This is a genomic window from Devosia sp. FKR38, assembly GCF_005222805.1.
In the GTDB taxonomy this organism is placed as follows: domain Bacteria; phylum Pseudomonadota; class Alphaproteobacteria; order Rhizobiales; family Devosiaceae; genus Devosia.
Genome location: NZ_STGC01000002.1, coordinates 665,187 through 688,239, shown reverse-complemented (window position 1 = coordinate 688,239; position 23,053 = coordinate 665,187). Strand labels below are relative to the sequence as shown.

At 64.6% G+C, this 23,053-nt stretch carries 24 protein-coding genes; 16 read left to right on the top strand and 8 right to left on the bottom strand.

Annotation, left to right across the window (positions count from 1 at the left end):
- Positions 1–93 precede the first annotated feature (93 nt).
- Positions 94–237: a Flp family type IVb pilin gene (locus E8M79_RS03385; protein ID WP_137150511.1), complete on the top strand. Its 144-nt coding sequence runs from the start codon at positions 94–96 to the stop codon at positions 235–237.
- Positions 238–255: 18 nt separating this feature from the next.
- On the opposite strand, the gene E8M79_RS03380 is transcribed toward E8M79_RS03385, so the two are convergent.
- On the bottom strand, positions 256–459 hold the full coding sequence (locus tag E8M79_RS03380) for a DUF1674 domain-containing protein (protein WP_137150510.1): 204 nt from the start codon (positions 457–459) through the stop codon (positions 256–258).
- A 109-nt stretch (positions 460–568) separates the two neighbouring features.
- On the opposite strand from E8M79_RS03380, the gene htpX reads away from it, so the two are divergent.
- From htpX to E8M79_RS03355, 5 genes are all read left to right on the top strand, one after another.
- Positions 569–1,552 (top strand): zinc metalloprotease HtpX, encoded by a 984-nt coding sequence (gene htpX, locus E8M79_RS03375; RefSeq protein ID WP_137150509.1) that lies wholly within the window; start codon positions 569–571, stop codon positions 1,550–1,552.
- A 9-nt stretch (positions 1,553–1,561) separates the two neighbouring features.
- On the top strand, positions 1,562–2,860 hold the full coding sequence (locus E8M79_RS03370) for an RsmB/NOP family class I SAM-dependent RNA methyltransferase (protein ID WP_137150508.1): 1,299 nt from the start codon (positions 1,562–1,564) through the stop codon (positions 2,858–2,860).
- A gap of 122 nt (positions 2,861–2,982) precedes the next feature.
- A complete protein-coding gene (locus E8M79_RS03365; protein ID WP_137150507.1) occupies positions 2,983–4,575 on the top strand; it encodes a heparinase II/III family protein in 1,593 nt (530 codons plus the stop codon).
- A gap of 70 nt (positions 4,576–4,645) precedes the next feature.
- A complete protein-coding gene (gene purH / locus E8M79_RS03360; protein WP_137150506.1) occupies positions 4,646–6,232 on the top strand; it encodes a bifunctional phosphoribosylaminoimidazolecarboxamide formyltransferase/IMP cyclohydrolase in 1,587 nt (528 codons plus the stop codon).
- Positions 6,233–6,365: 133 nt separating this feature from the next.
- Positions 6,366–7,712, top strand: coding sequence for an oligosaccharide flippase family protein (locus E8M79_RS03355; protein ID WP_171015682.1), 1,347 nt, complete (start codon positions 6,366–6,368; stop codon positions 7,710–7,712).
- Between the two features lie 10 nt (positions 7,713–7,722).
- On the opposite strand, the gene E8M79_RS03350 is transcribed toward E8M79_RS03355, so the two are convergent.
- Positions 7,723–8,751 (bottom strand): GNAT family N-acetyltransferase, encoded by a 1,029-nt coding sequence (locus E8M79_RS03350; protein WP_137150504.1) that lies wholly within the window; start codon positions 8,749–8,751, stop codon positions 7,723–7,725.
- 216 nt (positions 8,752–8,967) lie between these two features.
- On the opposite strand from E8M79_RS03350, the gene leuC reads away from it, so the two are divergent.
- Complete coding sequence (gene leuC, locus E8M79_RS03345) at positions 8,968–10,374, top strand: 3-isopropylmalate dehydratase large subunit (protein ID WP_137150503.1); 1,407 nt, start codon at positions 8,968–8,970, stop codon at positions 10,372–10,374.
- Positions 10,365–10,796 carry a metallopeptidase family protein gene (locus E8M79_RS03340; RefSeq protein ID WP_137150502.1) on the top strand — a complete coding sequence of 144 codons (432 nt, stop codon included), beginning with the start codon at positions 10,365–10,367 and terminating at the stop codon, positions 10,794–10,796. Before leuC ends, E8M79_RS03340 begins: the two co-directional genes overlap by 10 nt.
- A 21-nt stretch (positions 10,797–10,817) precedes the next feature.
- Here the strand turns inward: E8M79_RS03340 and E8M79_RS03335 are convergent, their stop codons facing one another.
- On the bottom strand, positions 10,818–11,117 hold the full coding sequence (locus E8M79_RS03335; RefSeq protein ID WP_137150501.1) for a hypothetical protein: 300 nt from the start codon (positions 11,115–11,117) through the stop codon (positions 10,818–10,820).
- Between the two features lie 112 nt (positions 11,118–11,229).
- Between E8M79_RS03335 and rimM the strand changes: the two genes are divergently transcribed.
- The 5 genes from rimM (at position 11,230) to E8M79_RS03310 (ending at position 14,809) form a co-directional block, all read left to right on the top strand.
- Entirely contained in the window at positions 11,230–11,766 is a 537-nt protein-coding gene (gene rimM, locus E8M79_RS03330; protein ID WP_137150500.1) for a ribosome maturation factor RimM, read from the top strand.
- Positions 11,763–12,455: a tRNA (guanosine(37)-N1)-methyltransferase TrmD gene (trmD, locus tag E8M79_RS03325; RefSeq protein WP_137150499.1), complete on the top strand. Its 693-nt coding sequence runs from the start codon at positions 11,763–11,765 to the stop codon at positions 12,453–12,455. Before rimM ends, trmD begins: the two co-directional genes overlap by 4 nt.
- A 189-nt stretch (positions 12,456–12,644) precedes the next feature.
- Complete coding sequence (rplS, locus tag E8M79_RS03320; RefSeq protein WP_137150498.1) at positions 12,645–13,196, top strand: 50S ribosomal protein L19; 552 nt, start codon at positions 12,645–12,647, stop codon at positions 13,194–13,196.
- Between the two features lie 91 nt (positions 13,197–13,287).
- Positions 13,288–13,875: a hypothetical protein gene (locus E8M79_RS03315; protein WP_137150497.1), complete on the top strand. Its 588-nt coding sequence runs from the start codon at positions 13,288–13,290 to the stop codon at positions 13,873–13,875.
- Between the two features lie 121 nt (positions 13,876–13,996).
- On the top strand, positions 13,997–14,809 hold the full coding sequence (locus E8M79_RS03310) for an exodeoxyribonuclease III (protein WP_137150496.1): 813 nt from the start codon (positions 13,997–13,999) through the stop codon (positions 14,807–14,809).
- A gap of 78 nt (positions 14,810–14,887) precedes the next feature.
- Here E8M79_RS03310 and E8M79_RS03305 read toward each other — a convergent pair whose 3' ends face one another.
- The 3 genes from E8M79_RS03305 to E8M79_RS03295 all read right to left on the bottom strand — a co-directional run bounded on the left by E8M79_RS03305 (position 14,888) and on the right by E8M79_RS03295 (position 17,007).
- Positions 14,888–15,358 (bottom strand): cyclic nucleotide-binding domain-containing protein, encoded by a 471-nt coding sequence (locus E8M79_RS03305; protein ID WP_137150495.1) that lies wholly within the window; start codon positions 15,356–15,358, stop codon positions 14,888–14,890.
- A gap of 113 nt (positions 15,359–15,471) precedes the next feature.
- On the bottom strand, positions 15,472–16,155 hold the full coding sequence (locus E8M79_RS03300; RefSeq protein WP_137150494.1) for a response regulator transcription factor: 684 nt from the start codon (positions 16,153–16,155) through the stop codon (positions 15,472–15,474).
- 159 nt (positions 16,156–16,314) lie between these two features.
- On the bottom strand, positions 16,315–17,007 hold the full coding sequence (locus E8M79_RS03295; protein WP_137150493.1) for a YggS family pyridoxal phosphate-dependent enzyme: 693 nt from the start codon (positions 17,005–17,007) through the stop codon (positions 16,315–16,317).
- 130 nt (positions 17,008–17,137) lie between these two features.
- Between E8M79_RS03295 and leuS the strand changes: the two genes are divergently transcribed.
- Genes leuS through holA form a run of 3 tightly spaced genes read left to right on the top strand, consistent with a single transcriptional unit; the run spans position 17,138 to position 21,271 of the window.
- Complete coding sequence (gene leuS, locus E8M79_RS03290; protein WP_137150492.1) at positions 17,138–19,756, top strand: leucine--tRNA ligase; 2,619 nt, start codon at positions 17,138–17,140, stop codon at positions 19,754–19,756.
- The gene (gene lptE, locus E8M79_RS03285) at positions 19,743–20,252 is read left to right on the top strand and encodes an LPS assembly lipoprotein LptE (RefSeq protein WP_137150491.1); all 510 of its coding nucleotides are present in this window, start codon (positions 19,743–19,745) and stop codon (positions 20,250–20,252) included. The genes leuS and lptE overlap by 14 nt, the downstream gene beginning before the upstream one ends.
- The gene (gene holA, locus E8M79_RS03280) at positions 20,249–21,271 is read left to right on the top strand and encodes a DNA polymerase III subunit delta (protein ID WP_137150490.1); all 1,023 of its coding nucleotides are present in this window, start codon (positions 20,249–20,251) and stop codon (positions 21,269–21,271) included. Before lptE ends, holA begins: the two co-directional genes overlap by 4 nt.
- A gap of 83 nt (positions 21,272–21,354) precedes the next feature.
- On the opposite strand, the gene E8M79_RS03275 is transcribed toward holA, so the two are convergent.
- Entirely contained in the window at positions 21,355–22,230 is an 876-nt protein-coding gene (locus E8M79_RS03275) for a ParB/RepB/Spo0J family partition protein (protein ID WP_137150489.1), read from the bottom strand.
- A gap of 10 nt (positions 22,231–22,240) precedes the next feature.
- Positions 22,241–23,041 (bottom strand): ParA family protein, encoded by an 801-nt coding sequence (locus E8M79_RS03270; protein ID WP_137150488.1) that lies wholly within the window; start codon positions 23,039–23,041, stop codon positions 22,241–22,243.
- Between the last annotated feature and the right edge of the window lie 12 nt (positions 23,042–23,053).

Here is a 23,053-nt window from a genome sequence, read left to right as displayed (position 1 = left end):
CCACTGCAGACTGAAACGATCTCGCTGCGTTCAGCCTGGGTTCAGCCCACGCCCGCCATGTTCGGGGCATAGTTTGCGTGTTCAGGGCGTAGTATGTTTGTTTCGATCCAGCGTTTTATCCGTGACGAGGCCGGTGTGACCCCGGTCGAATATGCCCTGATCGCGGCCATCATCACCGTGGCGACCACCTTTGCCGTCTCGGCCGCCGGCTATAGCCTCGCCGATCTCTTCGACTGACCGACTGGACGCTGCGGCTCAGAAGTCGCTGGTCAGGCCTTTGATCTCCCAGTCCCCATAACGCGCCGGTTCCAGCCCGCCACGGCCGCCCACTTCCTTTTGCGCAAAGGCGCCCTTGGCGTCGATCGCCTGGCGCCGCGCCTCGGCTTCGGCCAGCGCGCGCTTGGCCGCTTCGCTCAGCGGCGGCCGGGGCGTCTCGGGAGGGGTCGGAGTGTCGGTCATTGCCGTTTTCGCAACTCATGTCTGGTTTGATGGTGTTGGGTCACCCGCTTGCGCAGGGCCGCATGGGACCCAACATAATGGCTCGAGACCACGAACCCAAGGGCTTCCGATGTTCAACGCCTTTCGCACCACTGTCCTTCTGGCCGCGCTGACCGCGCTGTTCATGGTCGTGGGCTATTTCATTGGCGGCACCAATGGCATGGTGGTCGCCTTCCTCTTCGCGCTGGCGACCAATCTCTTCGGCTATTGGAACTCCGACAAGATGGTGCTGCGCATGCAGAACGCCGTGCCGGTGGAGCGCAGTCGCGTGCCCGAGCTCTATGACATGGTCGATATCCTGGCGCGCAAGGCCGGCCTGCCCACCCCGGCGGTTTATCTGATCCAGTCCGACCAGCCCAATGCCTTCGCCACCGGCCGCAATCCGCAGAATGCTGCCGTCGCCGTGTCGAGCGGCCTGCTGCAGCATCTCGAGACGCGCGAGGTTGCGGCGGTGGTGGCCCATGAGCTGGCCCATATCCGCAATCGCGACACGCTGACCATGACCATCACGGCCACCTTTGCCGGCGCCATTTCGGCCCTGGCGCAGTTTGGCCTGTTCTTTGGTGGCGGCGACCGCCGCGACAATCCGCTGGGCGGCATTGGCGCGCTGCTGATGGTGTTTCTGGCCCCCATGGCGGCCATGCTGGTGCAGATGGCCGTCAGCCGCACCCGTGAATATGAGGCCGACCGCATCGGCGCCGAGATCTCCAGCGACCCGCTGGCCCTGGCCTCGGCCCTGCACAAGATCGCGACGCTTGCCGGCCGCGAAGTCAATGTTGCGGCCGAGCGCAACCCGGCCATGGCGCATCTCTACATCATCAATCCGCTCTCCGGGCAGCGCATGGACAATCTGTTTTCCACCCACCCGGACACCGGCAATCGCATTGAAGCACTACGCGCGCTTGCAGCATCCATGCAGGTGGACGATAAGGGCCGCAGGCCTCAGCCGCGCCCAGCCCCGACCAGCACCGGTCGCGACATTGGCGGCGGCTGGCGCGTGCCGACCGTCGGACGGACCGACGAGGACGGCGGACAACGCGGTCCCTGGGGATAGAAAAGAAGCGTGGCTTACAAACCTGAACCGGCGGGGCTCAAGCTCCGCCTCGTCGCCGCACAGCGGCTGAAATCCGTGCTGGCCGGGGAGAACTTCTCGCCCCTCACCCAGGCCGATCTGGCTGACGGGCGCGACCGCGCCCTCGCCAACCGGCTGATCACCACCGCCCTGCGCCGGCACGGCCAGCTCAACTTCATCATCCATGCCCTGCTCGACAAGGGCATGCCCGGCAAGTCCGGCACCTTCGAGGCCGTGCTGCGCCTGAGCCTGGCGCAACTGGTGTTCCTGCCGGACCTGGGCGCCCACAGCGCGCTGTTCCTGGCCGTCGAGGCCGTCAAGCGCGACCCCAAGGCGCGCCACTTGTCTGGCCTGGTCAACGCCGTGCTGCGCAGCGCCCAGGCCAATTCAGCCAAGTTCGGCATGCTGAGCGATGATCTGTTGATCCCCGACACCTTTGGCGACACCTGGCTGGAGGCCTATGGCGAAGAGGCCATTTCCGGCTTCTCGTCGGCGCTGCTGGCCGGCGCCCCGCTCGACCTCACCCTCAAGGCCGCCGATCCCGAGCTGATCGACGCGCTGGGCGCCCAGCCCGTGCTGGCCGATACCGTGCGCATCGAGCAGCGCGACCGGCCGGTCGAGGCCCTGCCCGGCTTTGCCGAAGGGCAATGGTGGGTTCAGGACACGGCCTCGGCCATTCCCGCGCGCCTGCTCGGCCTCGCCCCGGGTGATCGCGTGCTCGATCTCTGTGCCGCCCCCGGCGGCAAGACCGCCCAGCTGGTCAAGGCCGGCTATGCCGTAACCGCGCTCGACAGCGACGCCAAGCGCATGGAACGCCTGCGCGAGAACCTCGGCCGCCTCAACTACAGCGCCGAAACCGTGGTCGCCGACGCCGGCAATTATGCGCCCGCCAGCCCCTATAAGGGCGTGCTGCTCGACGCGCCCTGTTCGGCCACCGGCACCTTCCGCCGCCACCCCGAAGTGATCTGGCATCGCTCGGTCGGCGATGTCGCCGGACGCATGCGGCTGCAGCGGGCCCTGTTGGCCAATGCCTATCGTTGCCTTGATACCGGTGGCGTGCTGATCTATTGCGTGTGTTCGCTCGAACCCGCCGAAGGCGAGGAGCAGGTCGACTGGGCGCTCGAATCGCTGCCTGGCCTCAAGCTCTGGCCGGTGACGGCGAGCGATCTGCCGGGCCTCGAACAGGCGGTTTCGGAGCGGGGTCTGGTCAGGACGCATCCGGGAATGAACCCGGGCGGACGGGACGGCGGCATGGACGGTTTCTTCGTCGCCCGCTTCCGGCGCACATAAGACGCAACAGAGAGAACACACGCGGCGCCAAGGGGAAGGGCGCCAAACCGGGAATCAGGCTTTTGACGGGCAGACAGGCAGCGACGCAGGCTCCGGCCGCGGCGGACAATCGCACAGGTGCAATGGCCCAGCTGGGCCACGGCCTGCGCCGCTTTGCCTATGGCCTGGCCGATACCGTCGTGACCCTGCCCGTGCTGCGCTGGACCTGGCGGGGCCTCGCCGACGATGCCTTTGCCGGCGACCTGCCCGAACTCCGGCCCGCCGACCGCGAAGCCGTGCGCGACATGATGGCCGGCCGCTATCTGCTCGCCAGCAAGTTGATCGAAACCGGCGGCGGCTCGCCCTTTGCCATCGATGTCGAGCACATGGACTGGTGGCTCAACCTGCATGGCTTCTCCTGGCTGCGCCATTTCCGCGATGTGCGCGACACCGGTGAACGCCATTTTGCCCGCACCCTGGTGCTCGACTGGATCGGCCGCGAAGGCGGCTTTGCCAGCGACAGCTGGGCCCCCATGGTCACCGCGCAGCGCGTGCTGAACTGGCTGCGCCACCTGCCCCTGCTGCTCGATGGCGCCACGCCCGACCAGGCCAAGACCATCCAGCGCGTGCTGGGCGCGCAGATCCAGAGCCTGAAACTGCGCGGGCGCCTGGCGACCAACCCCAGCGACTCCCTGTTTGCCGCCATTGCCCTGTTGGGCGCCGAATTCTGCGAACAGGGCGAGCGCACCGACGTGCCCGGCCGCATCGCGCGGCTCAATGCCCTGCTCGCCCGCCAGCTCGACAGCGATGGAATGCATCTGTCGCGCAGCCCCAAGCTGCAGCTGCAGCTGCTGGTGGAACTGGTCAGCGTGCGCCGCATCGCCAGCCTCGACAAATCCGAGGCCGGCAATGAGCTGATGGCCCAGATCGACCGCATGCATGACTGTCTGGACGCACTGACCCTGTCGAGCGGCGAACCCGCCTATTTCAACGGCACCGGCCACCTGCCCCATGACGTGCTGATCGCCATCCAGGCCAATGCCGCCGGGCGCCGCCGCCGCTCCATGCTCTTGGGCGGCTATGGTATTTTGCGCGATGGCGACGCGGTGCTGATCGCCGATTCCGGCCTCGTGCCGCCGCCCGGCTTTGACACCGACGCCCATGCTGGCGCGTTGGCCATTGAATTCTCCCATGGCAGCGAGCTGATCCTGGGCAGTTGTGGCCCGGCCCCGGCCGATCTGCGCGCCAGCCAGGCGCTGTTCCGCCAGGGCGTGGCGCACTCTGCGCCCACCATTGACGCCGAAGACGCCGCCACCACGCCCATCCCCAGCATGGCGCTCGACAGCGCCGACCAGCTGCTGTGGCTGACCACGCAGGGCTATGCCAAGCGCTTCGGGGTCGACATCGAGCGGCGCATCACCCTGCTCTCGGGCGGCACGACGCTGGTGGGCCAGGATCGGCTGATCCCCCATGGCACGCCCGAAGGCCTGTTGGCCGTGCGCTTTCACCTGGCGCCCGGCGTCATGGTGCGGCGCAATCGCGGCGAAGCTATTGTGCGTCTGGTGCTGCCCAATGGCGCGGTGTGGAGCTTTTTGTGGGAAGGCGCCAGCTTCCGCGAAGAGGAAAGCGTGCGCCAATCGGCCTATGTCGGCCTGCACAAGACGCGCCAGCTGGTGCTTGAGGCCGATGTGACCGCCAATGCCGAGATCGCCTGGATCTTTACCCGCGAACAATAATCGCCGGTTGGCGCGCGGGGCGCTTCGTGCTAGCGAGCGGCCAAACTCACCACGATAGGGCACACACCTCATGGGCAAGACGGTCAAGGTCGGGCGCGCACTGCTTTCTGTTTTTGACAAGTCCGGCATGGCCGACTTCGCCAAGGGCCTCAGCGCCGCGGGGGTGGAACTGGTCTCCACCGGCGGCACGCACAAGCTGATCGCCGACGCCGGCCTGCCGGTGCGCGAGATTGCCGACCTCACCGGCTTCCCCGAAATGATGGACGGCCGCGTCAAGACGCTGCATCCCAAGGTGCATGGGGGCCTGTTGGCCGTGCGCGACAAGGCTGACCACGCCGCTTCGATGGCCGAACACGAGATCGGCGCCATCGACCTAGTGGCCGTCAACCTCTACCCCTTCGAAAAGACGGTGGCGTCCGGCGCTGGCTATGACGACATCATCGAGAACATCGATATCGGCGGCCCCGCCATGGTGCGCTCTGCCGCCAAGAACCATGCCTATGTGACCGTGGTGGTCGACCCCGCCGACTATCCGGCAATCCTGGCGTCCATCGCCGCCACTGGCGGCGTGCCCTTCGCGATGCGCCAGAAGCTGGCCGCCAAGGCCTATGCCCGCACGGCGGCCTATGACAGCGCCATTTCAACCTGGTTCGCCAAGGCGATCGACTATCCCGAAATCCCCTATCGCAGCTTTGCCGGCACCCTGCGCGAAGTCATGCGCTATGGCGAAAATCCGCACCAGTGGGCCGGGTTTTATGCCAATGGCGACAGCCGCCCGGGCGTGGCGACTGCCACCCAGGTGCAGGGCAAGACGCTCAGCTACAACAATATCAACGACACCGACGCGGCATTTGAGCTGGTGAGCGAGTTCGACGCCGCCGAAGTGGCCGCCGTTGCCATCATCAAGCATGCCAATCCCTGTGGCGTTGCCGTCGCCGGCGACCTGCTGACCGCCTATCACAACGCCCTGCGCACCGATCCGGTCTCGGCCTTTGGCGGCATTGTCGCCACCAATCGCGAGATCGACGCCGCCACCGCCACCGAAATCGTCAAGGTCTTCACCGAGGTGATCGTAGCCCCCTCGGCCACCCAGGAAGCCCAGGACATTATCGCCGCCAAAAAGAACCTGCGCCTGCTGCTCACCGGCGGCCTGGCCGATGCCAAGGCCGATGGCCTGATCGTCAAATCGGTCGCGGGGGGCCTCCTGGTCCAGTCGCGCGACAACCGCAATATCGATGATTGCGAGCTCAAGGTCGTCACCAAGCGCCAGCCCACCGCCGCCGAAATGGCCGACCTGCGCCTCGCCGCCAAGGTGGCCAAGCACGTCAAGTCCAACGCCATTGTCTATGTCAAAGATGGCGCCACCGTCGGCATCGGCGCCGGACAGATGAGCCGGGTTGACTCCGCGCTCACCGCGCATCGCAAGTCGATCGACGCCGCCAAGGCGGCCGGCATCGAGGGCGCGCTGACCCAGGGTTCGGTGGCCGCCTCGGACGCCTTCTTCCCCTTCGCCGATGGGCTTGAGGCCCTGGTGGCCGCTGGCGCCACGGCCGTGGTGCAGCCGGGTGGCTCGATGCGCGACGATGAAGTGATCGCCGCCGCCGATGCTGCCGGCATTGCCATGGTGATGACCGGCATGCGCCACTTCCGGCACTGACCGCGCGCGCAGTAACCAATCGCATTGAATTACCAATTCGTAATACACGCTGGCATGGAGCTTAACGGCATTTGCAGGTAGCCATACGATAATGCAGATCGGGGACACCTGTTCCCGATCCAGAGGCGTGCACATGCGGCTTGGACTACCCTCGGAACTGACCCAATTGCTCAGCACGGGCCTGGCGCGCTCTGCCGGGTCGCTGGGCATCAAGGTGGCCACGGCCGGGCTGACCTACATCACCTATGTCGTGCTCTCGCGCACCATGACGCAGAGCGAATATGGCCATTTCGCCTTTGGCCTGGCGCTCGCCACCGTATTGGCCATCGCCGCCGCCGTCGGCCAGCCCACCGCCATCCTGCGCTTCTGGCCCGAGGCCATGGTGGCCGGTCGCCGCGACGCCGCCCTGCGCGCCATCCGCTCGGGCACGACGCTGATCATCCTGGCCTCGCTGGGCATCATCGTCGCCCTGGTGCTGCTGGTCTTTGCCGTCACCAGCTCGGTGACGCTGAACGACACCACCAATCACTTCTATGGCGCGGCCTTTCTGGTGCTGCCCATGGCCCTGGCCGAGTTCAATTCCGCCGCCCTGCGCGCTCAGGGGTCTCTCTGGACCGCCCTGCTGCCGCGCGACGTGCTCTGGCGCCTGGCGGTCCCTGTCGCCGTCATCGCCCTCTATGCCATGGGCATTGTGCTCAGCGGGCCGGACGCCCTGGTGCTCTCGGCGGGCCTGTTGATCGGCGCGCTGGCCCTGCAATACTGGACCGCGATGCGGCTCAATCTCGAGCTGCGCCTGCAATGGGCCGGCACCCGCGCCTATTGGGCCGAGAATGGCGCCATCAGCCGCTGGCTGCTGGCTGGCGCGCTGATCGAGACGGCCGCGCTCAATGTCGACGTCATCCTCGTCGGCCTGATGGACAACCTCGAACACTCGGCCCTTTATTTCAACGCCTTCCGCACTGCCGGGCTGATGACGCTGATCAGCTATGCCATCGTGCTGGTTATTGCCCCGATGATCACCCGTGCCTTCTATGCCAAGGAAATGCGCAAGGCCCAGCTGCTGGCCACCGCCAGCGTCTGGGTCGGCTTCAGCTTTGCCCTGATGGTGTTCCTGGCCTTTGTGCTGTTTGGCGGGCCGATCCTGGCGCTGTTCGGTCCGGCCTATGACGATGGCCAGCTCATTCTGGTGCTGCTGGCCGTGGGCCTATTGGCCGACGCCGCCACCGGCCCCTCGCGCACCCTGATGATGACCACTGGCCACGAGCGCACCTATGTCTATGGCCTGGGCGCCATTACCCTGATCGGCTTTGTCGTGCAGGTGCTGGTGCTGCCCACCTACGGCATGATTGGCCTGGCACTGGTCAATATGATCACGCGGCTGGTGTCGCAGGCCTTCATGGCCATCTGGTGCATCGTCTATATCAAGATCGATCCCACCATCTTCGGCATCCTGCACCTGCGGCGGCCGCTCGCCGCCTGAGCGCTGGGCTTTATGCGAAGTCGAAATCAACGCCCTGGTAGCGGCTGAACGCCACGCTGTCGTCCGGGTTGACCAGATCGCGCAGATCCAGCGTCATCGGCGAGGGGCGCAGCCGGTCGGGCAGCGCAATGCCCGGCAGCGCCGGCATCACCTCGTCATGGCCGATATAAATGCCCAACCGCGCCTTCTGCACGTCGCAGGCGGCCCGCATGGCCCGCCTTGCGTCGCCGGCCACCGGCGTCGCGTCGCGGGCCGGGAACAGCCCGCACAGCAGGGTGAAATCCACCCCCTTGCGCTCGCGGCGGGTCGAAATAGCCAACAAGCGCTCATTGTAATGGATGGCATAATCCTGCTGCGTGCCGGTCAGGCGCGAGAACAGGCCTTCGGCCGTCCATTCCACCGCATTGTCCGGCGCCAGGGCAAAGCGCTCGAACAGCGCAATGGCCTCGGCATGGTCGACATCCTTCATCTGGCGCGAGACGATATCGCCTGTGCCCAGCAGCGGCAGCCGCCAACTCGCACGGATATCGAGCTTGAGATAGGGGATCATCTTGAGAAAGTGATCATTGATCGAGCGCGCCGAGGTATTGGGCATGCCCAGGATGAAGCGCACACCGCGCGCCTGGCAGCTTTCCAGCACCTGCGCAAACAGATCGACCAGCACCTGGCGCGAGCGATATTTTTCCAAGATGAACAGATCGGTCAGCAGCACCGCTTGTTCCTCCTGGCCGCGCACCTGGATGTTCTGATGGATCAGGGCGATCTGCCCGACCTTGCGGCCGTCGGCATGGGCGGCCAGCACCGTGGTGCCATGGGAGAAACTGTCATTGTAGAGCCAGCGCATCTGGTCGGCAGTGAACACCTTGCCGCGCGCCGAGAAGGCCTCGGTCGCGATCTGCGCCGTTTCCTCGAAATTGACATTCGATTCGCGGCGGACGGCCGGCAGGCTCGCCGCCATGGCCAGGCCCAGGCCCAGCTTGAGCGCAGACCCGACCATAAGCACGCCCTTGCCGACAGCGGCCGCAGTGACGACAAGCATGGATGTTCAACCTCTACCTAGTGGCTGTACAATACAGCCGCTGCGGCAGATTTGCGAAGGCAACACGCTGATGTCGTTAACACTTCATCGAACGGCCCGCCCATTGACCGCACAGTCGCCCCGTCGGCCGAACCGTACCGGTGAGTACGGTATTGCTTGACCCCTGCGGCGCTCCGGCTTAGAACCGATCCAAACTTTCCCCGCCGGAATACCGCCATGACCAAGGCTCGCACGCTTTACGACAAGATCTGGGACGACCATCTGGTCCAGAACAACGAAGATGGCACCTCGCTCATCTACATCGACCGCCACCTGGTGCATGAAGTAACCAGCCCGCAGGCCTTCGAAGGCCTGCGCATGAGCAAGCGCAGCGTGCGCCACCCCGAGCGGACCCTGGCCGTTGTCGACCACAACGTGCCCACCACCGACCGCTCCCTGCCCAATCCCGACCCCGAGAGCGCGATCCAGATCGCGGCCCTGGCCGAGAACACCAAGGACTTCGGCATCGAATATTTCGACCCCTTCGACAAGCGTCAGGGCATTGTGCACATCGTCGGCCCCGAGCAGGGCTTCACCCTGCCCGGCATGACCATTGTGTGCGGCGACAGCCATACCTCGACCCACGGCGCCTTCGGTGCCCTGGCTCACGGTATCGGCACCTCCGAGGTCGAGCATGTGCTGGCCACTCAGACGCTGATCCAGCAGAAGGCCAAGAACATGTTGGTGCGCGTGGACGGGAAGCTCCCGCCCCATGTCACCGCCAAGGACATTATCCTGGCCATCATCGGCGAGATCGGCACGGCTGGCGGCAATGGCCATGTGATTGAATTTGCTGGCGAAGCCATCCAGGCCCTGTCCATGGAAGGCCGCATGACGGTCTGCAACATGACCATCGAGGGCGGCGCCCGTGCCGGCCTGATCGCCCCCGACCAGACCACCTTTGACTACGTCAAGGGCCGCAACCGCGCCCCGACCGGCAAGGCCTGGGACATGGCGCTCGACTATTGGAAGACCCTCTATACCGACGAAGGCGCCGTCTATGACAAGGTGGTGATCCTGGACGCCGCCAATCTGCCGCCGATCGTCTCCTGGGGCTCCTCGCCCGAGGACGTGATCTCGGTGCAGGGTGCCGTGCCCAATCCGGACGACATCGCCGACGAGAACAAGCGCGCCTCCAAGTGGCGGGCGCTGGACTATATGGGCCTCAAGCCCGGCACGCCCATCACCGACATCGCCATCGACCGCGTCTTCATCGGCTCGTGCACCAATGGCCGTATCGAGGATCTGCGCGCCGCTGCCGCCGTGATCCAGGGCCGCACCGTGGCCTCCACGGTCAATGCCATGGTTGTGCCCGGCTCGGGCCTGGTCAAGGATCAGGCGGAAGCCGAAGGCCTCGACCAGATCTTCAAGGCCGCCGGCTTTGAATGGCGCGAGCCCGGCTGCTCGATGTGCCTGGCCATGAACCCCGACAAGCTCAAGCCGCAGGAGCGCTGCGCCTCGACGTCCAACCGCAATTTCGAAGGCCGCCAGGGCTTCAAGGGCCGCACTCACCTTGTGTCGCCCGCCATGGCCGCTGCGGCTGCCATCGCCGGCCACTTCGTCGACATCCGGCAGTGGCAGTAAGCCAGGCCGACTGGGGGGCGCGCTACGCGCCCACCCTTGACGACATCGAGGCCCTGGCCAGCCAGGCCCTCAAGGAACTGCCCGAGCCTTTCCGCTCCTTGGCGGCCGACGTCACCTGTTCGGTGGCTGACTATGCCGAGGACGATGTGCTCGAAGGCTTCGGCATGGAGAGCCCCTTCGAGCTGATGGGGCTGTTTGTCGGGATTGGCATGACCGAGGACGGCGCCGTGCCCCAGACCGGTCAATTGCCCAATACGGTGTTTCTCTATCGCCGCGCCATTCTCGACTACTGGGCCGAGAATGACGACAACACGCTGGGCGAAGTGGTGACCCATGTGCTCATCCATGAGCTGGGCCACCATTTCGGCTTTTCCGACGAGGACATGGAGGCCATCGAGGCCGCCGCAGATAGCGACGACTGACGTCTCGGCCCCTGGCCGTGGTCAGGCTTTCTGCACGAACTCGAACTCGGCCTCATTGCCGCCGGCGGGATCGTCCGAGACGCGGACGGCCAGATTGTTGGCGTCGAGCGCATCGAACCACTCGTCCCAGCTCACCAGCTGGAAGCCACCGATGCGGTCGGGCCCCTCATTGCCGTCGGTATTGAGCTCATACTGGCCGAATGTCAGCTGCAGCAGCGTGCGCGACCCCGTGCCGTCGGGCGTTTCCATCAGCATCGGGTTGCCCGCGCGGGCCGCGGCCCATTGGCGGATGTCTTCTCGTTTGGTCAGAATCTTGGCCATGTCGTGCACTCCTGAACTGGCAATCCCGCAACGGGGGCGCCCACCGATGGGCGGGACAATTCCCAATATGGGTATTGCCTGCTAAGAGCACCATAGACTCCCCGGAGCTGTCATGACCACCAAGACCAATTCCATCCTGCTTGGCCAGATCGGCGCCGCCCATGGCATCAAGGGCGCCGTGCGCATCGCCACCCATACCCAGGACCCGCTGGCCATCGGCGACTATGGCCCGCTGGCCACTGACCGTCCGGGCCTGACCATCACCATCAGCAAATTGCGCCTGCACAAGAATGTTGTCGTTGCTCACATCAAGGGCATCGATGATCGCAACGCGGCTGAAGCGCTCAATGGCGTGAGCCTCTTCGTCGAGCGCGACCGCCTGCCCGACCCTGATGACGAGGACGATTTCTATCACACTGACCTGATTGGCCTCGAGGCGCGCATCGCCTCGGGCGTGGTGATCGGCAGCGTGGTGGCCATTCCCAATTATGGCGCAGGCGACCTCATCGAGATCCGCGACCCCAATAGCGGGGATACCTTCTTGTTCCCCTTCACCAAGGCCGTGGTGCCCAGCGTGCACTTGTCCGAGGGCTATCTGGTGATCGAAGTGCCGCTCGACGCCGAAGAGGGCGAGGAAGAGCCCGATTGAGCTTTTCTGCTGACATCATCACCCTGTTTCCCGAGCTGTTTCCCGGGCCGCTGGGCGCCTCGGTGCTTGGGCGGGGCCTGGCGGACGGGCTGTGGTCGCTCAACGCCACGCAATTGCGCAGCTTTGCCACCGACCGCCACCACACGGTGGACGACACCCCCTCGGGCGGCGGCGCCGGCATGGTGCTCAAGCCCGATATCCTGGCCAGCGCCATTGACGCCATCGCGCCAGCCGGCGACCCGCGGCCGCGCATCCTGATGTCGCCGCGCGGCACGCCGCTGACGCAGAAGCGCGCCCGCGAACTGGCCCTGGGCCCCGGCGCTGTCATCATCTGCGGCCGCTTTGAGGGCATTGACCAGCGCGTCATCGACGCCCGGGCGCTCGAGGAAATCTCGATTGGCGACTATGTGCTGGCGGGCGGCGAAGTGGCGGCCATGGTGCTGCTCGAGGCCGTGGTGCGGCTTATTCCCGGCGTGCTGGGCGGGGCCGACAGCCATGCCGACGAGAGCTTTGAGAACGGCCAGCTCGAATACCCGCAGTATACGCGGCCGCAACTGTTTGAAGGCATCCCCATTCCCGCCGTTTTGACCTCGGGCGACCATGGCAAGATCGCCCGCTGGCGGGCCGAACAGAGCCTGGCGCTGACCCAGGCGCGCCGGCCGGACCTGCTGCCGCCCGGCAAGTCATAAAACTGTCCGAAACACTGGACTCTCGGGCGGTTTTCCCCTATAGCCGCGCCACTATCCGCAGGATGGGCTAATCGGACCCGGCCTGCACCAATAAAAAGACGACCACCCTCCGTTACCAACCAAGACCGGGCGGTCGGGCCGCAAGACCCGAACAAAGCCCCTTTGAAAAGATTCAGAACGGAATCATCGATGTCCAATATCATTCAGCAGCTCGAAGCCGAGCAGATGCAGGCTGTCGCCGAAAAGCGCCAGCTCCCCGAATTCACCCATGGTGACACCATCAAGGTGTGGGTCCGCATCACCGAAGGCAGCAAGGAACGTCTGCAGGCCTATGAAGGCGTTGTGATCGCCATCAATGGCGGCGGCGTCATGGAAAGCTTCACCGTGCGCAAGATCTCGTACGGCGAAGGCGTTGAGCGCGTGTTCCCGCTCTATTCCCCCAATATCGCCAGCATCGAAGTGCTCAAGCGCGGCAAGGTGCGTCGCGCTAAGCTGTACTACCTGCGCGATCGTCGCGGCAAATCGGCTCGTATTTTCGAATCGACCAACTCGCGCACCAAGAAGATCGAAGCCACCGAGCGCACCGCAGCCCAGGCTGCCAAGGATGCTCGCGAAGCTGAAAAGATCGCCGCTGCCGAGGCCTTTGCCGCCGAACAGGCTGCCAAGGACGCTGAAGCCGCAGCAGCTGCCAAGGCCGCCGAGGCTGCAGCCGCCGCTGAAGGCGAAGCCAAGAGCGAATAAGACAGGGCGACATAACCGCCCTTGCCTGATCACGAGATTGGAGCCCGGCCCCGCAAGGAGCCGGGCTTTTTCTATTGCGGAGACCAGAACGATGCAGACAGAGGCAACACTCAAGCAGCGTGCAGAGGCGATCCTGCGCGATACCGGCTGGCTGGACATGTTCATCGGGCGTTTTGGCGCTTGCGCGGTGACCGGCAGCTTGCGCTACGACCTGATGGTCTGGCCCGACATCGACATCCATATGCCGGTGCCGGCCAGCGCCCGCCTCGCCTGGACCAGGCTGCTTGGCGACCTCAATGACGGACTGGAGCGGGCCGGTTTGCGCCTGCACAAGGCCCAGATGCTCGATGACTATGTTGATCCCCACCCGCTTGGCGCGGGGCTCTATTGGGGCGTCCAGTTTGTCGCCGGGGACGGCACGGCCTGGAAGACCGATTTATGGGGTTGGGAGCCCGACGACTACGCGCGGCGCCAGCAATCGGACGCCCAGCTCATTGCAGCGCTCGACACCGCCGACCGCGCGCTGATTCTGCGCCTGAAGACCCAGGCCCGGACGCGGAAGGACTATTATGGGGTCGTTGTGAGCAGCTGGGACATTTACCAGTTCGTGCTGGCCAGGGCCGGAACCACACTGGACGATATCGAGGCCTGGAAGGCAGGCCCGACGGCGAATCCCTGACCGGCCGCGACAGCGATTCACGTGAAACCATTGCACGGGGCGCCGCAGGCATTGCGAATTCCGGCTTGTCCTTGTGACGCCTCTTGGCGATAACTAAGCCCCCGCCAGCCAAAGGCTTGTCATGCCCGTCTCCGTTGTCACCTGGAACATCAACTCGGTCCGCCTGCGCCTGCCCATGGTGCTCGATTTTATCGCGCAGTATCGCCCCGACGTGCTGATGCTGCAGGAAATCAAATGCACCAATGACCAGTTCCCGACCAATGCCTTTGCCGAGGCGGGCTATCCCTATCAGGCCGTGCATGGCCAGAAGGGCTATCACGGCGTCGCCATTGTCTCCAAAGTGCCGCTGACCGACATCTCGAGCCGCGTGTTCTGCGAAATCCCCGAATCACGCCATGTCTCGGCCGTGCTCGACCTCGGCCATGGCCCGCTGACGGTGCATAATTTCTACATCCCGGCCGGCGGCGACGAGCCCGACGTCGAGATCAACCCCAAGTTCAAGCACAAGCTGGGGTTCCTGAGCGAGCTGACCAGCTGGTTCAGCGAGCCCATGTTCGCCAAGGGCCATCTGATTGCCGGCGACTTCAACATCGCCCCGCATGAAAATGACGTCTGGAACCACAAGCAATTGCTCAAGGTGGTGAGCCACACCCCCGTCGAGACCGAGGCGCTCAACGCCATTCTCAACGGCGGCCATGGCTGGACGGACCTGGTGCGCAAGCATGTGCCGCATGACCAAAAGCTCTATTCCTGGTGGAGCTATCGCGGCCAGGATTGGGACGCCTCCGATCGCGGCCGGCGGCTCGACCATATCTGGGCCACCGGCGACGTCGCCGCCCATTGCATTGCCGCCGAAATCATCCGCCCGGCCCGCGGCTGGACCGACAAGCCCAGCGACCACGTCCCCGTCATCGCCACGTTTGCGGGGATCTGATCCCGCTGCGGCCCACCTGCGTCACGCCGGGTGGGCCGAGGCTGCACAGTGCGGGCCTCAAGCAAGCCTTGCTTGGACTTATTGTGCGCCGTCGCGCGCCTTCATCTTGCGGCCCACGGGCTCAAGTGCACCCAGATAGCTGCCCAGATCATGCTCGATACGGGCCACGGCCTTCTGCGCCAGTTCGGGCGACTGTTGCACCAGCTTCATGAAGGCATGGCGCGGGATGAAGAGCGTAAGGCACTCGGTGACCGCCGTCACGGTGATCGGACGCGGCTTGGCCAGGATCAGCGCCATGGTCAGCACCACGCTGCCAGGCTCGGAAATGGCATAGGGTTTCCCAGGGGTTGACCCTTCGGGCTTGGCCTTGAGCGTGCCAGAAATCAGCACATGGGCGCCCTCGGGCACATCGCCGGCCTGATAGAGCACAGCATCGGGCTCATGCAGGCGACGATCACCGGCAAACGCCAGCAGGCTACGCTGCTGGTCGTCGCAGATATCGAAGAATTCGGCCCGTGCCAGCGCATCGGCCGCATCGTCGCTGATCATGTGCCCCAATCCGGATGCGCCTTGGCCCCGCAACGCGGAGCCACTTCATCCTATAGGGCAATTCGCGCGGATTTGTACCGGATTTTGTGTTTCCGCCGCGCCGTCCACGGCTTTCACGGCACGAGGCGATATCCGCCCTCTTCGGTGACCAGCAGACGGGCATTGGACGGGTCCCGCTCGATCTTCTGGCGCAGGCGATAGATATGGGTTTCCAGCGTATGCGTGGTCACGCGGTTGTTGTAGCCCCAGACTTCCTTGAGAAGGATATCGCGGCTGATGGTCTTGGGGCCCTGCCGATAGAGATACTTCAGAATGGAAGTTTCCTTGTCGGTCAGGCGAACCTTGCTGCCCTCGGTGGTCTCGAGCACCTTGGCCGACGGCTGGAAGCTGTAGTGACCGATGGTAAAGACCACATCCTCGCTCTGGTCGTGCTGGCGCAGCGCGGCATTGATGCGCGCCAGGAGCACCGGAAAGCGGAAGGGCTTGGTCAGATAGTCATTGGCGCCCGAATCAAGGCCACGGATCTCGTCGGCTTCACTGTCGTGGCCGGTCAGCATCACAATGGGACTATTGTATCCATCGGCGCGCAGCAGCTTGATCGCTTCGCGTCCATCCATGTCGGGCAGTCCGACATCGAGGATCATCAGATCGATATTGTTGTCGCGGGTCGCCTTGAGGGCATCATTTGCCGTTTCGGCCTGAACAATCTCGAATTCGGGAAGAGCTCCGAGCTGTTCGACCAGGGTCTGGCGCAGATCCGCATCATCGTCTACCAGCAAGATGCGTCGCTTGTTCATTGTTTTCTCCGGTCTTTTTGCCTCTGCCCGCCCGTGGTCACTTTATTGCGACCCGATTCGGGCCAGCCAATCACATCGGCGTTATGGGAGGAGGAACGAAGACTTAGCCCGACAAGTTGCAGGCATTAAGGCAGACTTGGACGAAGATAGACTTGTTTGTTAGGCGCCCGGCGCAGCAGCCAGGCGCGGGCGGGCGCCAAACAGCGCCGAACCGACGCGCACATGGGTCGCACCCATGCCGATCGCCACCGAAAAATCGGCGCTCATGCCCATCGACAGCTGCGCGACCCCGGCCGCTTTGGCCAGGCCCACCATTTGCGCAAAATAGGGGCCGGGCGGGACGCCTTCAGGCGGAATGCACATCAGCCCGACGATATCGAGCCCATGCACATCGCGGCAGCGGGCGACAAAATCCACCGTCTCGGCCGGGGCAATTCCGGCCTTTTGCGGCTCCAGCCCGATATTGACCTGCACCAGGCACGGCAGGCGCCGGCCGGCCCGGGCCATTTCCTCGGCCAGCACACCGGCCAGCTTGTCGCGATCCACCGTCTCGATGACATCAAACAGCGCCACCGCATCACGCGCCTTGTTGGTCTGCAGCGGCCCGATCAGATGCAGGCTGACGCCGGCAAAGCGCTCGCGCAGGCCAGGCCATTTGTCCTTGGCCTCCTGCACCCGGTTTTCCCCGAACACCCGCTGCCCGGCCTCGAGAAACGGCACGATGGCCTCGGCATCAAAGGTCTTGGACACGGCCACCAGCGTCACCTGTTCGGGTGGCGGCCCGAAGCGCAGGCGGGCGGCCTCGATCTGGCCGGTGATCTCGGCGAGCTTTTCGGCGGCACTGGCATCCATGCTTTCGCCCTGTTCCTGTTGACCTTGCGGGGGATTTCTGGTGATGGTCCGGTAGACAAAATCCCCCAGAAACGCAAGCCGGACCCAAGCTTCCCTCAGGCATTGCGACACATTCCCAAGGACGACACAAGTGAGCGGCGAACGCTACAATCCGCGTGAAATGGAACCCAAGTGGCAGAAGGTCTGGGACGACGCCCAGAGCTTTGTCACCTCCAATGACGATCCGCGCGAACCCTACTATGTGCTCGAGATGTTCCCCTATCCCTCGGGTCGCATCCACATGGGCCATGTGCGCAACTATTCCATGGGCGATGTGGTGGCGCGCTACCAGCGCGCCCGCGGCAAGAATGTGCTGCACCCCATGGGCTGGGACGCCTTCGGCCTGCCGGCGGAAAACGCCGCCATCGAGCGCAAGACCCATCCGGGCACCTGGACCCGCCAGAACATCGCCTCCATGAAAGCACAACTGCAGTCGATGGGCCTGGCCATCGACTGGACGCGTGAGATCGCCACCTGCGAACCCGAATATTACCAGCACCAGCAGGCCATGTTCATCGACATGATGGCGGCAGGCCTGGTCACCCGCAAGCAGAGTAAGGTCAACTGGGACCCGGTCGACATGACCGTGCTGGCCAATGAACAGGTGATCGACGGCAAGGGCTGGCGCTCGGGTGCCCCGGTGGAGCAGCGCGAGCTGACCCAATGGTTCTTCAAGATCTCCGACTATGCCGAGGATCTGCTGGCGGGCCTGGATACCCTGACCGAATGGCCCGAGAAGGTGCGCATCATGCAGCGCAACTGGATCGGCAAGTCCGAGGGCCTCCGCCTGCATTTCGAGCTGCTGGCCGACAATGCCACCAGCGCCCGTACCGTCGAAGTCTTCACCACCCGGCCCGACACGATTTTCGGCGCGTCGTTCATTGCCCTGTCGGCCGACCATCCACTGACCGCCCAGCTGGCGGCCAACAATGCCGAACTGGCCGCCTTTGTCGCCGAATGCCATCGCCAGGGCACCGCCACCGAAACGCTGGAAAAGGCCGAGAAGAAAGGCGTCTTCACCGGCTTGCGCGTCAAGCATCCGGTGATCGAGGGCGCAACGCTACCCGTCTATGTCGCCAATTTCGTGCTGATGGATTATGGCACCGGCGCCATTTTCGGCTGCCCGGCACATGACCAGCGCGATCTCGACTTCGCCCGCAAGTATGACCTGCCCGTCAAGGCTGTGGTGCTGCCGGCCGGGGCCGACGCCCAGAGCTTTGCCGTCGATGATGTCGCCTTTACCGACACCGGCACCATCTTCAATTCCGGGTTCCTCGATGGCATGAGCATCGAGGCGGCCAAGGCGGCCATCTCCGCCCATTTCGCCGCCCAGACCATTGACGGCCAGCCGCAGGGCAAGGTCGAGGTCAACTATCGCCTGCGCGACTGGGGCGTGTCGCGCCAGCGCTATTGGGGTTGCCCCATTCCGGTGATCCATTGCGAGGTCTGTGGCACCCTGCCGGTGCCCAAGAAGGACCTGCCGGTGGTGCTGCCTGAGGATGTGAGCTTCGACAAGCCCGGCAATGCGCTGGACCATCACCCCACCTGGAAGCATGTGGATTGTCCGCAGTGTGGCGCGCCGGCCCGGCGCGAAACCGACACTATGGACACCTTTGTCGATTCCTCGTGGTATTTCGCCCGCTTCACCGCGCCCAAGGCGACCACGCCCACCGAGCCCGCCATTGCCAACCGCTGGCTGCCGGTGGACCAGTATATCGGCGGCGTGGAGCACGCGATCCTGCACCTGCTCTATTCGCGCTATTTCACCCGCGCCATGAAGGCCACCGGCCATGTCGGGCTCGACGAGCCCTTCAAGGGCCTGTTCACCCAGGGCATGGTGACCCACGAGACCTATAAGGGGCCCGCCGGCGAATGGGTTGCCCCGGTTGACGTTGTTATCGAGACCTTCGGCGAAGGCCGCCGCGCCAAGCATCTGCGCTCGGGCGAGGCCATTGCCATCGGCTCGATCGAGAAGATGAGCAAATCCAAGAAGAACGTCATCGACCCCGACGAGATCGTGGCCACCTATGGCGCCGATACCGCCCGCTGGTTCATGCTGTCGGACTCCCCGCCGGAGCGCGATGTGCAGTGGACCGAGGCGGGCGTTGAAGGCGCCAGCCGCTTCCAGCAGCGCATCTGGCGCCTGGTCAGCGAAACCATCGATATTGTGAAACAGTCTTCGGGCGTTGTTCGCACTTCTGACGACGATGAAGGCCTGGGCCTGCGCAAGATCGTGCACCGCGCCGTGCACAATGTCGGTACGGACATCGAAGGCCTGCGCTTCAACCGCGCCGTGGCCCAGATCTATGAACTGACCAATGCCCTGGTGCGCCAGGCCGGCATCTGCTCGGCGGCCCCCGCCGGGCGTCTCGATGCGCTGGAACAGGGCGTGAGCCATCTGATCCAGCTGATTGCCCCGATGATGCCGCATCTGGCCGAAACCTGCTGGGAGGCCCTGGGCAAACAGGGCCTAGTGGCCGATGCGCTCTGGCCGGCGGTGGACGCAGCCCTGCTGGTCGACAATACCGTGACCCTGCCCATCCAGATCAATGGCAAGCGCCGCGGCGAAGTCACCGTGGCCAAGGGCACGCCGGCGGCGGAAGTGGAGAAACTTGTCTTGTCTCTGGACGAGATTGTCCGCATTCTCGACGGCAAGGCTCCCAAGAAGATCGTCATCGTCCCGGACAGGATCGTCAATGTCGTGGTCTAAGGCTCTGCGTGCATCGCTGTTGACGGGAATGCTGCTGGGCACAGGGGCCATTCTGGGCGCCTGCAGCTTCAGCCCGGTCTATAGCGGCACGCTGGCCAGCCAGCCTTCGCTGAACCTGGCCTATGCCAAGCCCACCAGCCGTCTCGAACAGGTGGTCTATCAGGAGCTTTCGCTCCGCCTGGGCGAATCGACATCCGAGATGGCGCCGCTCGCCAGCGTCACCGTCTCCAGCAGCGCTGGCGACATGATGGCCACAGCCACGGCCAATCCGGCAAAGGCCGTTCGCGTTACAGTGACGGCCAAGCTGACCATCACACCCCGCGACGGCGCGGACGCCAAGCCCATCGTGTTCACCCGCACGGCAACCGCCCAATATACCCGCAACGGCCAGGTGCTGGCTGACAATGCCGCGGCCGACGAAGCTGCCGAGCGCGCCGCCAAAAGCGCCGCCGAATCGCTGCGCCTCGCCGTCCTGGCATCGCTCAGCCGCAAATGACCGCCCTTAAGGCGCATGAGGTCGCGCGCTTCCTGGCGCGGCCGGACATATCGAGCGGCATTTTCCTCGCCTATGGTCCCGATGCAGGCCTGGTGCGGGAGACGGCGCAGCGCCTGATCCGCCAGCTCAGCGGCAATGACCCCGAATCGGCCAGCCTTGTGGTGCTCGACGGCAGCGAAGTGGACGCTGATCCCTCCATTCTGGCGGTGGAAGCGCGCAGCGTGTCGCTGTTTGGCGGCAAGCGCATCGTCCGCGTGCGCGGCGCCGGCAAATCGCTGGTGATGACGCTGACCGAACTGCGCGATGACATCGGCGACGCCGCCATCGTGCTCGAGGCTGGCAATCTCACCCCCAAGGATGCCCTGCGGGCCCTTGTGGAGGCGGCAAAGAACGGCCGCGCCCTCCCCTGCTTCCCCGACAGCGACGAGGCTCTGCAGGCCCTTATTCGCGAGACATTCAACCAGCAGGGCATCAGGGTCGATGCCGATGTGATTGCCACACTGCGCGAAATCCTCGGCAATGACCGCGAGATCACGCGGCGCGAGCTGGAAAAGCTCTGCCTCTATGCGGCCCAGAGCAAGGTGCTGACCCGCGAGGACGTGCTGTTGCTCTGCGCTGACAATGGCATGCTGGTGATCGACGCCATTCTGGACGCCACCGGCGGCGGCCATGCCGAAAAGCTCGAGCTGGCGCTCAACCGTGCGCTTTCCTCGGCCGTCGATCCGCAGCGGCTCCTGGCCATGAGTAACATCCACTTTGCCAATCTGCGGCGCTGGCGCACCGAAGTCGACGCCGGCAAGCCGCCGCGGGCGGTGCTGGATGGCCAGCGGCCCAAGCTGCATTTTTCCCGTATTGGCGCGCTTGAGCAGCAATTGCGCCTGTGGAGCGACAGTGCCCTGGCCACCGCCTCCGGCCGCATCCTGCAGGCGACCGCCGACTCGCGTCGCCGCCCGGCACTGGCCGAGACCACGCTGCGGCGGGCGCTGCTGGCCATCTGCATGATGGCCGCGACCCACTAGGCGCTATCGCCAGACGCAAAAAAGCCCGGCGCCAGGGGACTGGGGCCGGGCTTGTCTTATTACTGTGACCGTTTCACGTGAAACTAATTGGCATATCCGGTGAGTTTGACGCAGAGCCCGTCGAGCTGTTCGAGCGTCTTGTAGCGGATCTCGAGCTTGCCGCCGCGGTCGCTATGCGCCAGCGACACCGATAGCCCCAGGGCATCGGACAGGCGGCGCTCCAGCGCCACCGTATCGGCATCGCGCTCCTGCGCCGAAGCGCTGGGCTTTTTGGTGCCGGCGATATCGCGCTGCTGGCTGAGGGCTTCTGCCTCGCGCACCGAGAGGCCGCCGCTGACGATCTGCCGCGCCAGGGTGGCCGGATCCTCGGCGGTGATCAGCGTACGGGCATGGCCGGCAGTCAGCGAGCCGCTGGAGACCATTTCGCGCACGTCTTCGGGCAGCCGCAGCAGACGCAGCGTATTGGCGACATGCGAGCGGCTCTTGCCGATCACCTGCGCCAGATCCTGCTGGGTATAGTCGAACTGCTCGATCAGCTGGCCATAGCCCATGGCTTCTTCCAGCGGATTGAGATCGGCACGCTGTACGTTCTCGATGATGGCGAGCTCAAGGGCTTCCTTGTCATCGACATCGCGCACAATCACCGGCACATCATGCAGGCCCGCGCGCTGCGCGGCGCGCCAGCGCCGTTCACCGGCAATCAGCTCGAAAATATTGGGGTCATTGCTCGGCCGCACCAGCAGCGGCTGCATCACGCCCTTTTCGCGAATCGAATTGGTCAGCTCTTCCAGCTGCTCGCTGTCGAAGGTGCGGCGCGGATTGGAACGGTTGGCGATGATGAAATCGACCGGCAGGCGCTTCACACCACCCGATTCGGTGACCCTGGCGCCCTCGACAGTGGCCATATCGCCAATCAGGGCAGCCAGCCCGCGGCCAAGACGTGTGGGTTTCTCGTTCATGGACGGGCTCCTATGCCGCGTTGAGCTGCCGCTCGCGGCGGATCACTTCGGTAGCCAGGCGCAGATAGGCCTGGCTGCCGGCACATTTCAAATCATATAGCAGCGCGGGCTTGCCATAGGAGGGTGCCTCCGACAAGCGCACATTTCGCGGGATCACCGTGTCATAGACCAGGTCGCCCATTTCACTGCGCACGTCGTGCAGCACCTGTTCGCTCAGATTATTGCGCTTGTCGAACATGGTCATCACCACGCCCTGGATGGACAGGCGCGGATTGAGCGTCGAGCGGATCTGCTCGATGGTCTGCAGAAGCTGGCTCAGGCCCTCCAGCGCGAAAAACTCGCACTGCAGCGGCACCAGCACGGCATCGGCCGCCACCAGCGAATTGACGGTGAGCAGGTTCAGCGACGGCGGGCAATCGATCAGGATGTAGCTGACCGGCTTGTCATTGATGCTGAGCTCGTTGAGCTGCTTGAAGGCATTGCGCAGCTTGAAGGCCCGATCGGCATGGCCGGCAATGGTCAGCTCGACGCCCAGCAGGTCCATGGTCGAGGGGACAATGGCCACATTGGGCACGCTGGTCATGATCGCCGCCTGGGCCACGCTGGCTTCGCCGACCAGCAGGTCATAGGACGAAACTTCGCGATCCGTGCGGGAAATGCCCAGACCCGTCGAGGCATTGCCCTGCGGATCGAGGTCAACAATAAGCACGCGTTCGCCAATAGCCGCCAGGGCCGTGGCGAGATTGATGGCAGTCGTGGTCTTGCCCACGCCGCCTTTCTGATTGGCCAGTGTCAGGATACGGGGCGCCACTATCGGCCTCCA

What these genes read in the sequence shown, in the direction of transcription:
- E8M79_RS03385 (WP_137150511.1), top strand. Translation starts at nt 94, where the DNA reads ATGTTTGTTTCGATCCAGCGTTTTATCCGTGACGAGGCCGGTGTGACC.
- E8M79_RS03380 (WP_137150510.1), bottom strand. Translation starts at nt 459, where the DNA reads ATGACCGACACTCCGACCCCTCCCGAGACGCCCCGGCCGCCGCTGAGC.
- htpX (WP_137150509.1), top strand. Translation starts at nt 569, where the DNA reads ATGTTCAACGCCTTTCGCACCACTGTCCTTCTGGCCGCGCTGACCGCG.
- E8M79_RS03365 (WP_137150507.1), top strand. Translation starts at nt 2,983, where the DNA reads ATGGCCCAGCTGGGCCACGGCCTGCGCCGCTTTGCCTATGGCCTGGCC.
- purH (WP_137150506.1), top strand. Translation starts at nt 4,646, where the DNA reads ATGGGCAAGACGGTCAAGGTCGGGCGCGCACTGCTTTCTGTTTTTGAC.
- E8M79_RS03355 (WP_171015682.1), top strand. Translation starts at nt 6,366, where the DNA reads ATGCGGCTTGGACTACCCTCGGAACTGACCCAATTGCTCAGCACGGGC.
- E8M79_RS03350 (WP_137150504.1), bottom strand. Translation starts at nt 8,751, where the DNA reads ATGCTTGTCGTCACTGCGGCCGCTGTCGGCAAGGGCGTGCTTATGGTC.
- leuC (WP_137150503.1), top strand. Translation starts at nt 8,968, where the DNA reads ATGACCAAGGCTCGCACGCTTTACGACAAGATCTGGGACGACCATCTG.
- E8M79_RS03335 (WP_137150501.1), bottom strand. Translation starts at nt 11,117, where the DNA reads ATGGCCAAGATTCTGACCAAACGAGAAGACATCCGCCAATGGGCCGCG.
- rimM (WP_137150500.1), top strand. Translation starts at nt 11,230, where the DNA reads ATGACCACCAAGACCAATTCCATCCTGCTTGGCCAGATCGGCGCCGCC.
- rplS (WP_137150498.1), top strand. Translation starts at nt 12,645, where the DNA reads ATGTCCAATATCATTCAGCAGCTCGAAGCCGAGCAGATGCAGGCTGTC.
- E8M79_RS03315 (WP_137150497.1), top strand. Translation starts at nt 13,288, where the DNA reads ATGCAGACAGAGGCAACACTCAAGCAGCGTGCAGAGGCGATCCTGCGC.
- E8M79_RS03310 (WP_137150496.1), top strand. Translation starts at nt 13,997, where the DNA reads ATGCCCGTCTCCGTTGTCACCTGGAACATCAACTCGGTCCGCCTGCGC.
- E8M79_RS03305 (WP_137150495.1), bottom strand. Translation starts at nt 15,358, where the DNA reads ATGATCAGCGACGATGCGGCCGATGCGCTGGCACGGGCCGAATTCTTC.
- E8M79_RS03300 (WP_137150494.1), bottom strand. Translation starts at nt 16,155, where the DNA reads ATGAACAAGCGACGCATCTTGCTGGTAGACGATGATGCGGATCTGCGC.
- E8M79_RS03295 (WP_137150493.1), bottom strand. Translation starts at nt 17,007, where the DNA reads ATGGATGCCAGTGCCGCCGAAAAGCTCGCCGAGATCACCGGCCAGATC.
- lptE (WP_137150491.1), top strand. Translation starts at nt 19,743, where the DNA reads ATGTCGTGGTCTAAGGCTCTGCGTGCATCGCTGTTGACGGGAATGCTG.
- holA (WP_137150490.1), top strand. Translation starts at nt 20,249, where the DNA reads ATGACCGCCCTTAAGGCGCATGAGGTCGCGCGCTTCCTGGCGCGGCCG.
- E8M79_RS03275 (WP_137150489.1), bottom strand. Translation starts at nt 22,230, where the DNA reads ATGAACGAGAAACCCACACGTCTTGGCCGCGGGCTGGCTGCCCTGATT.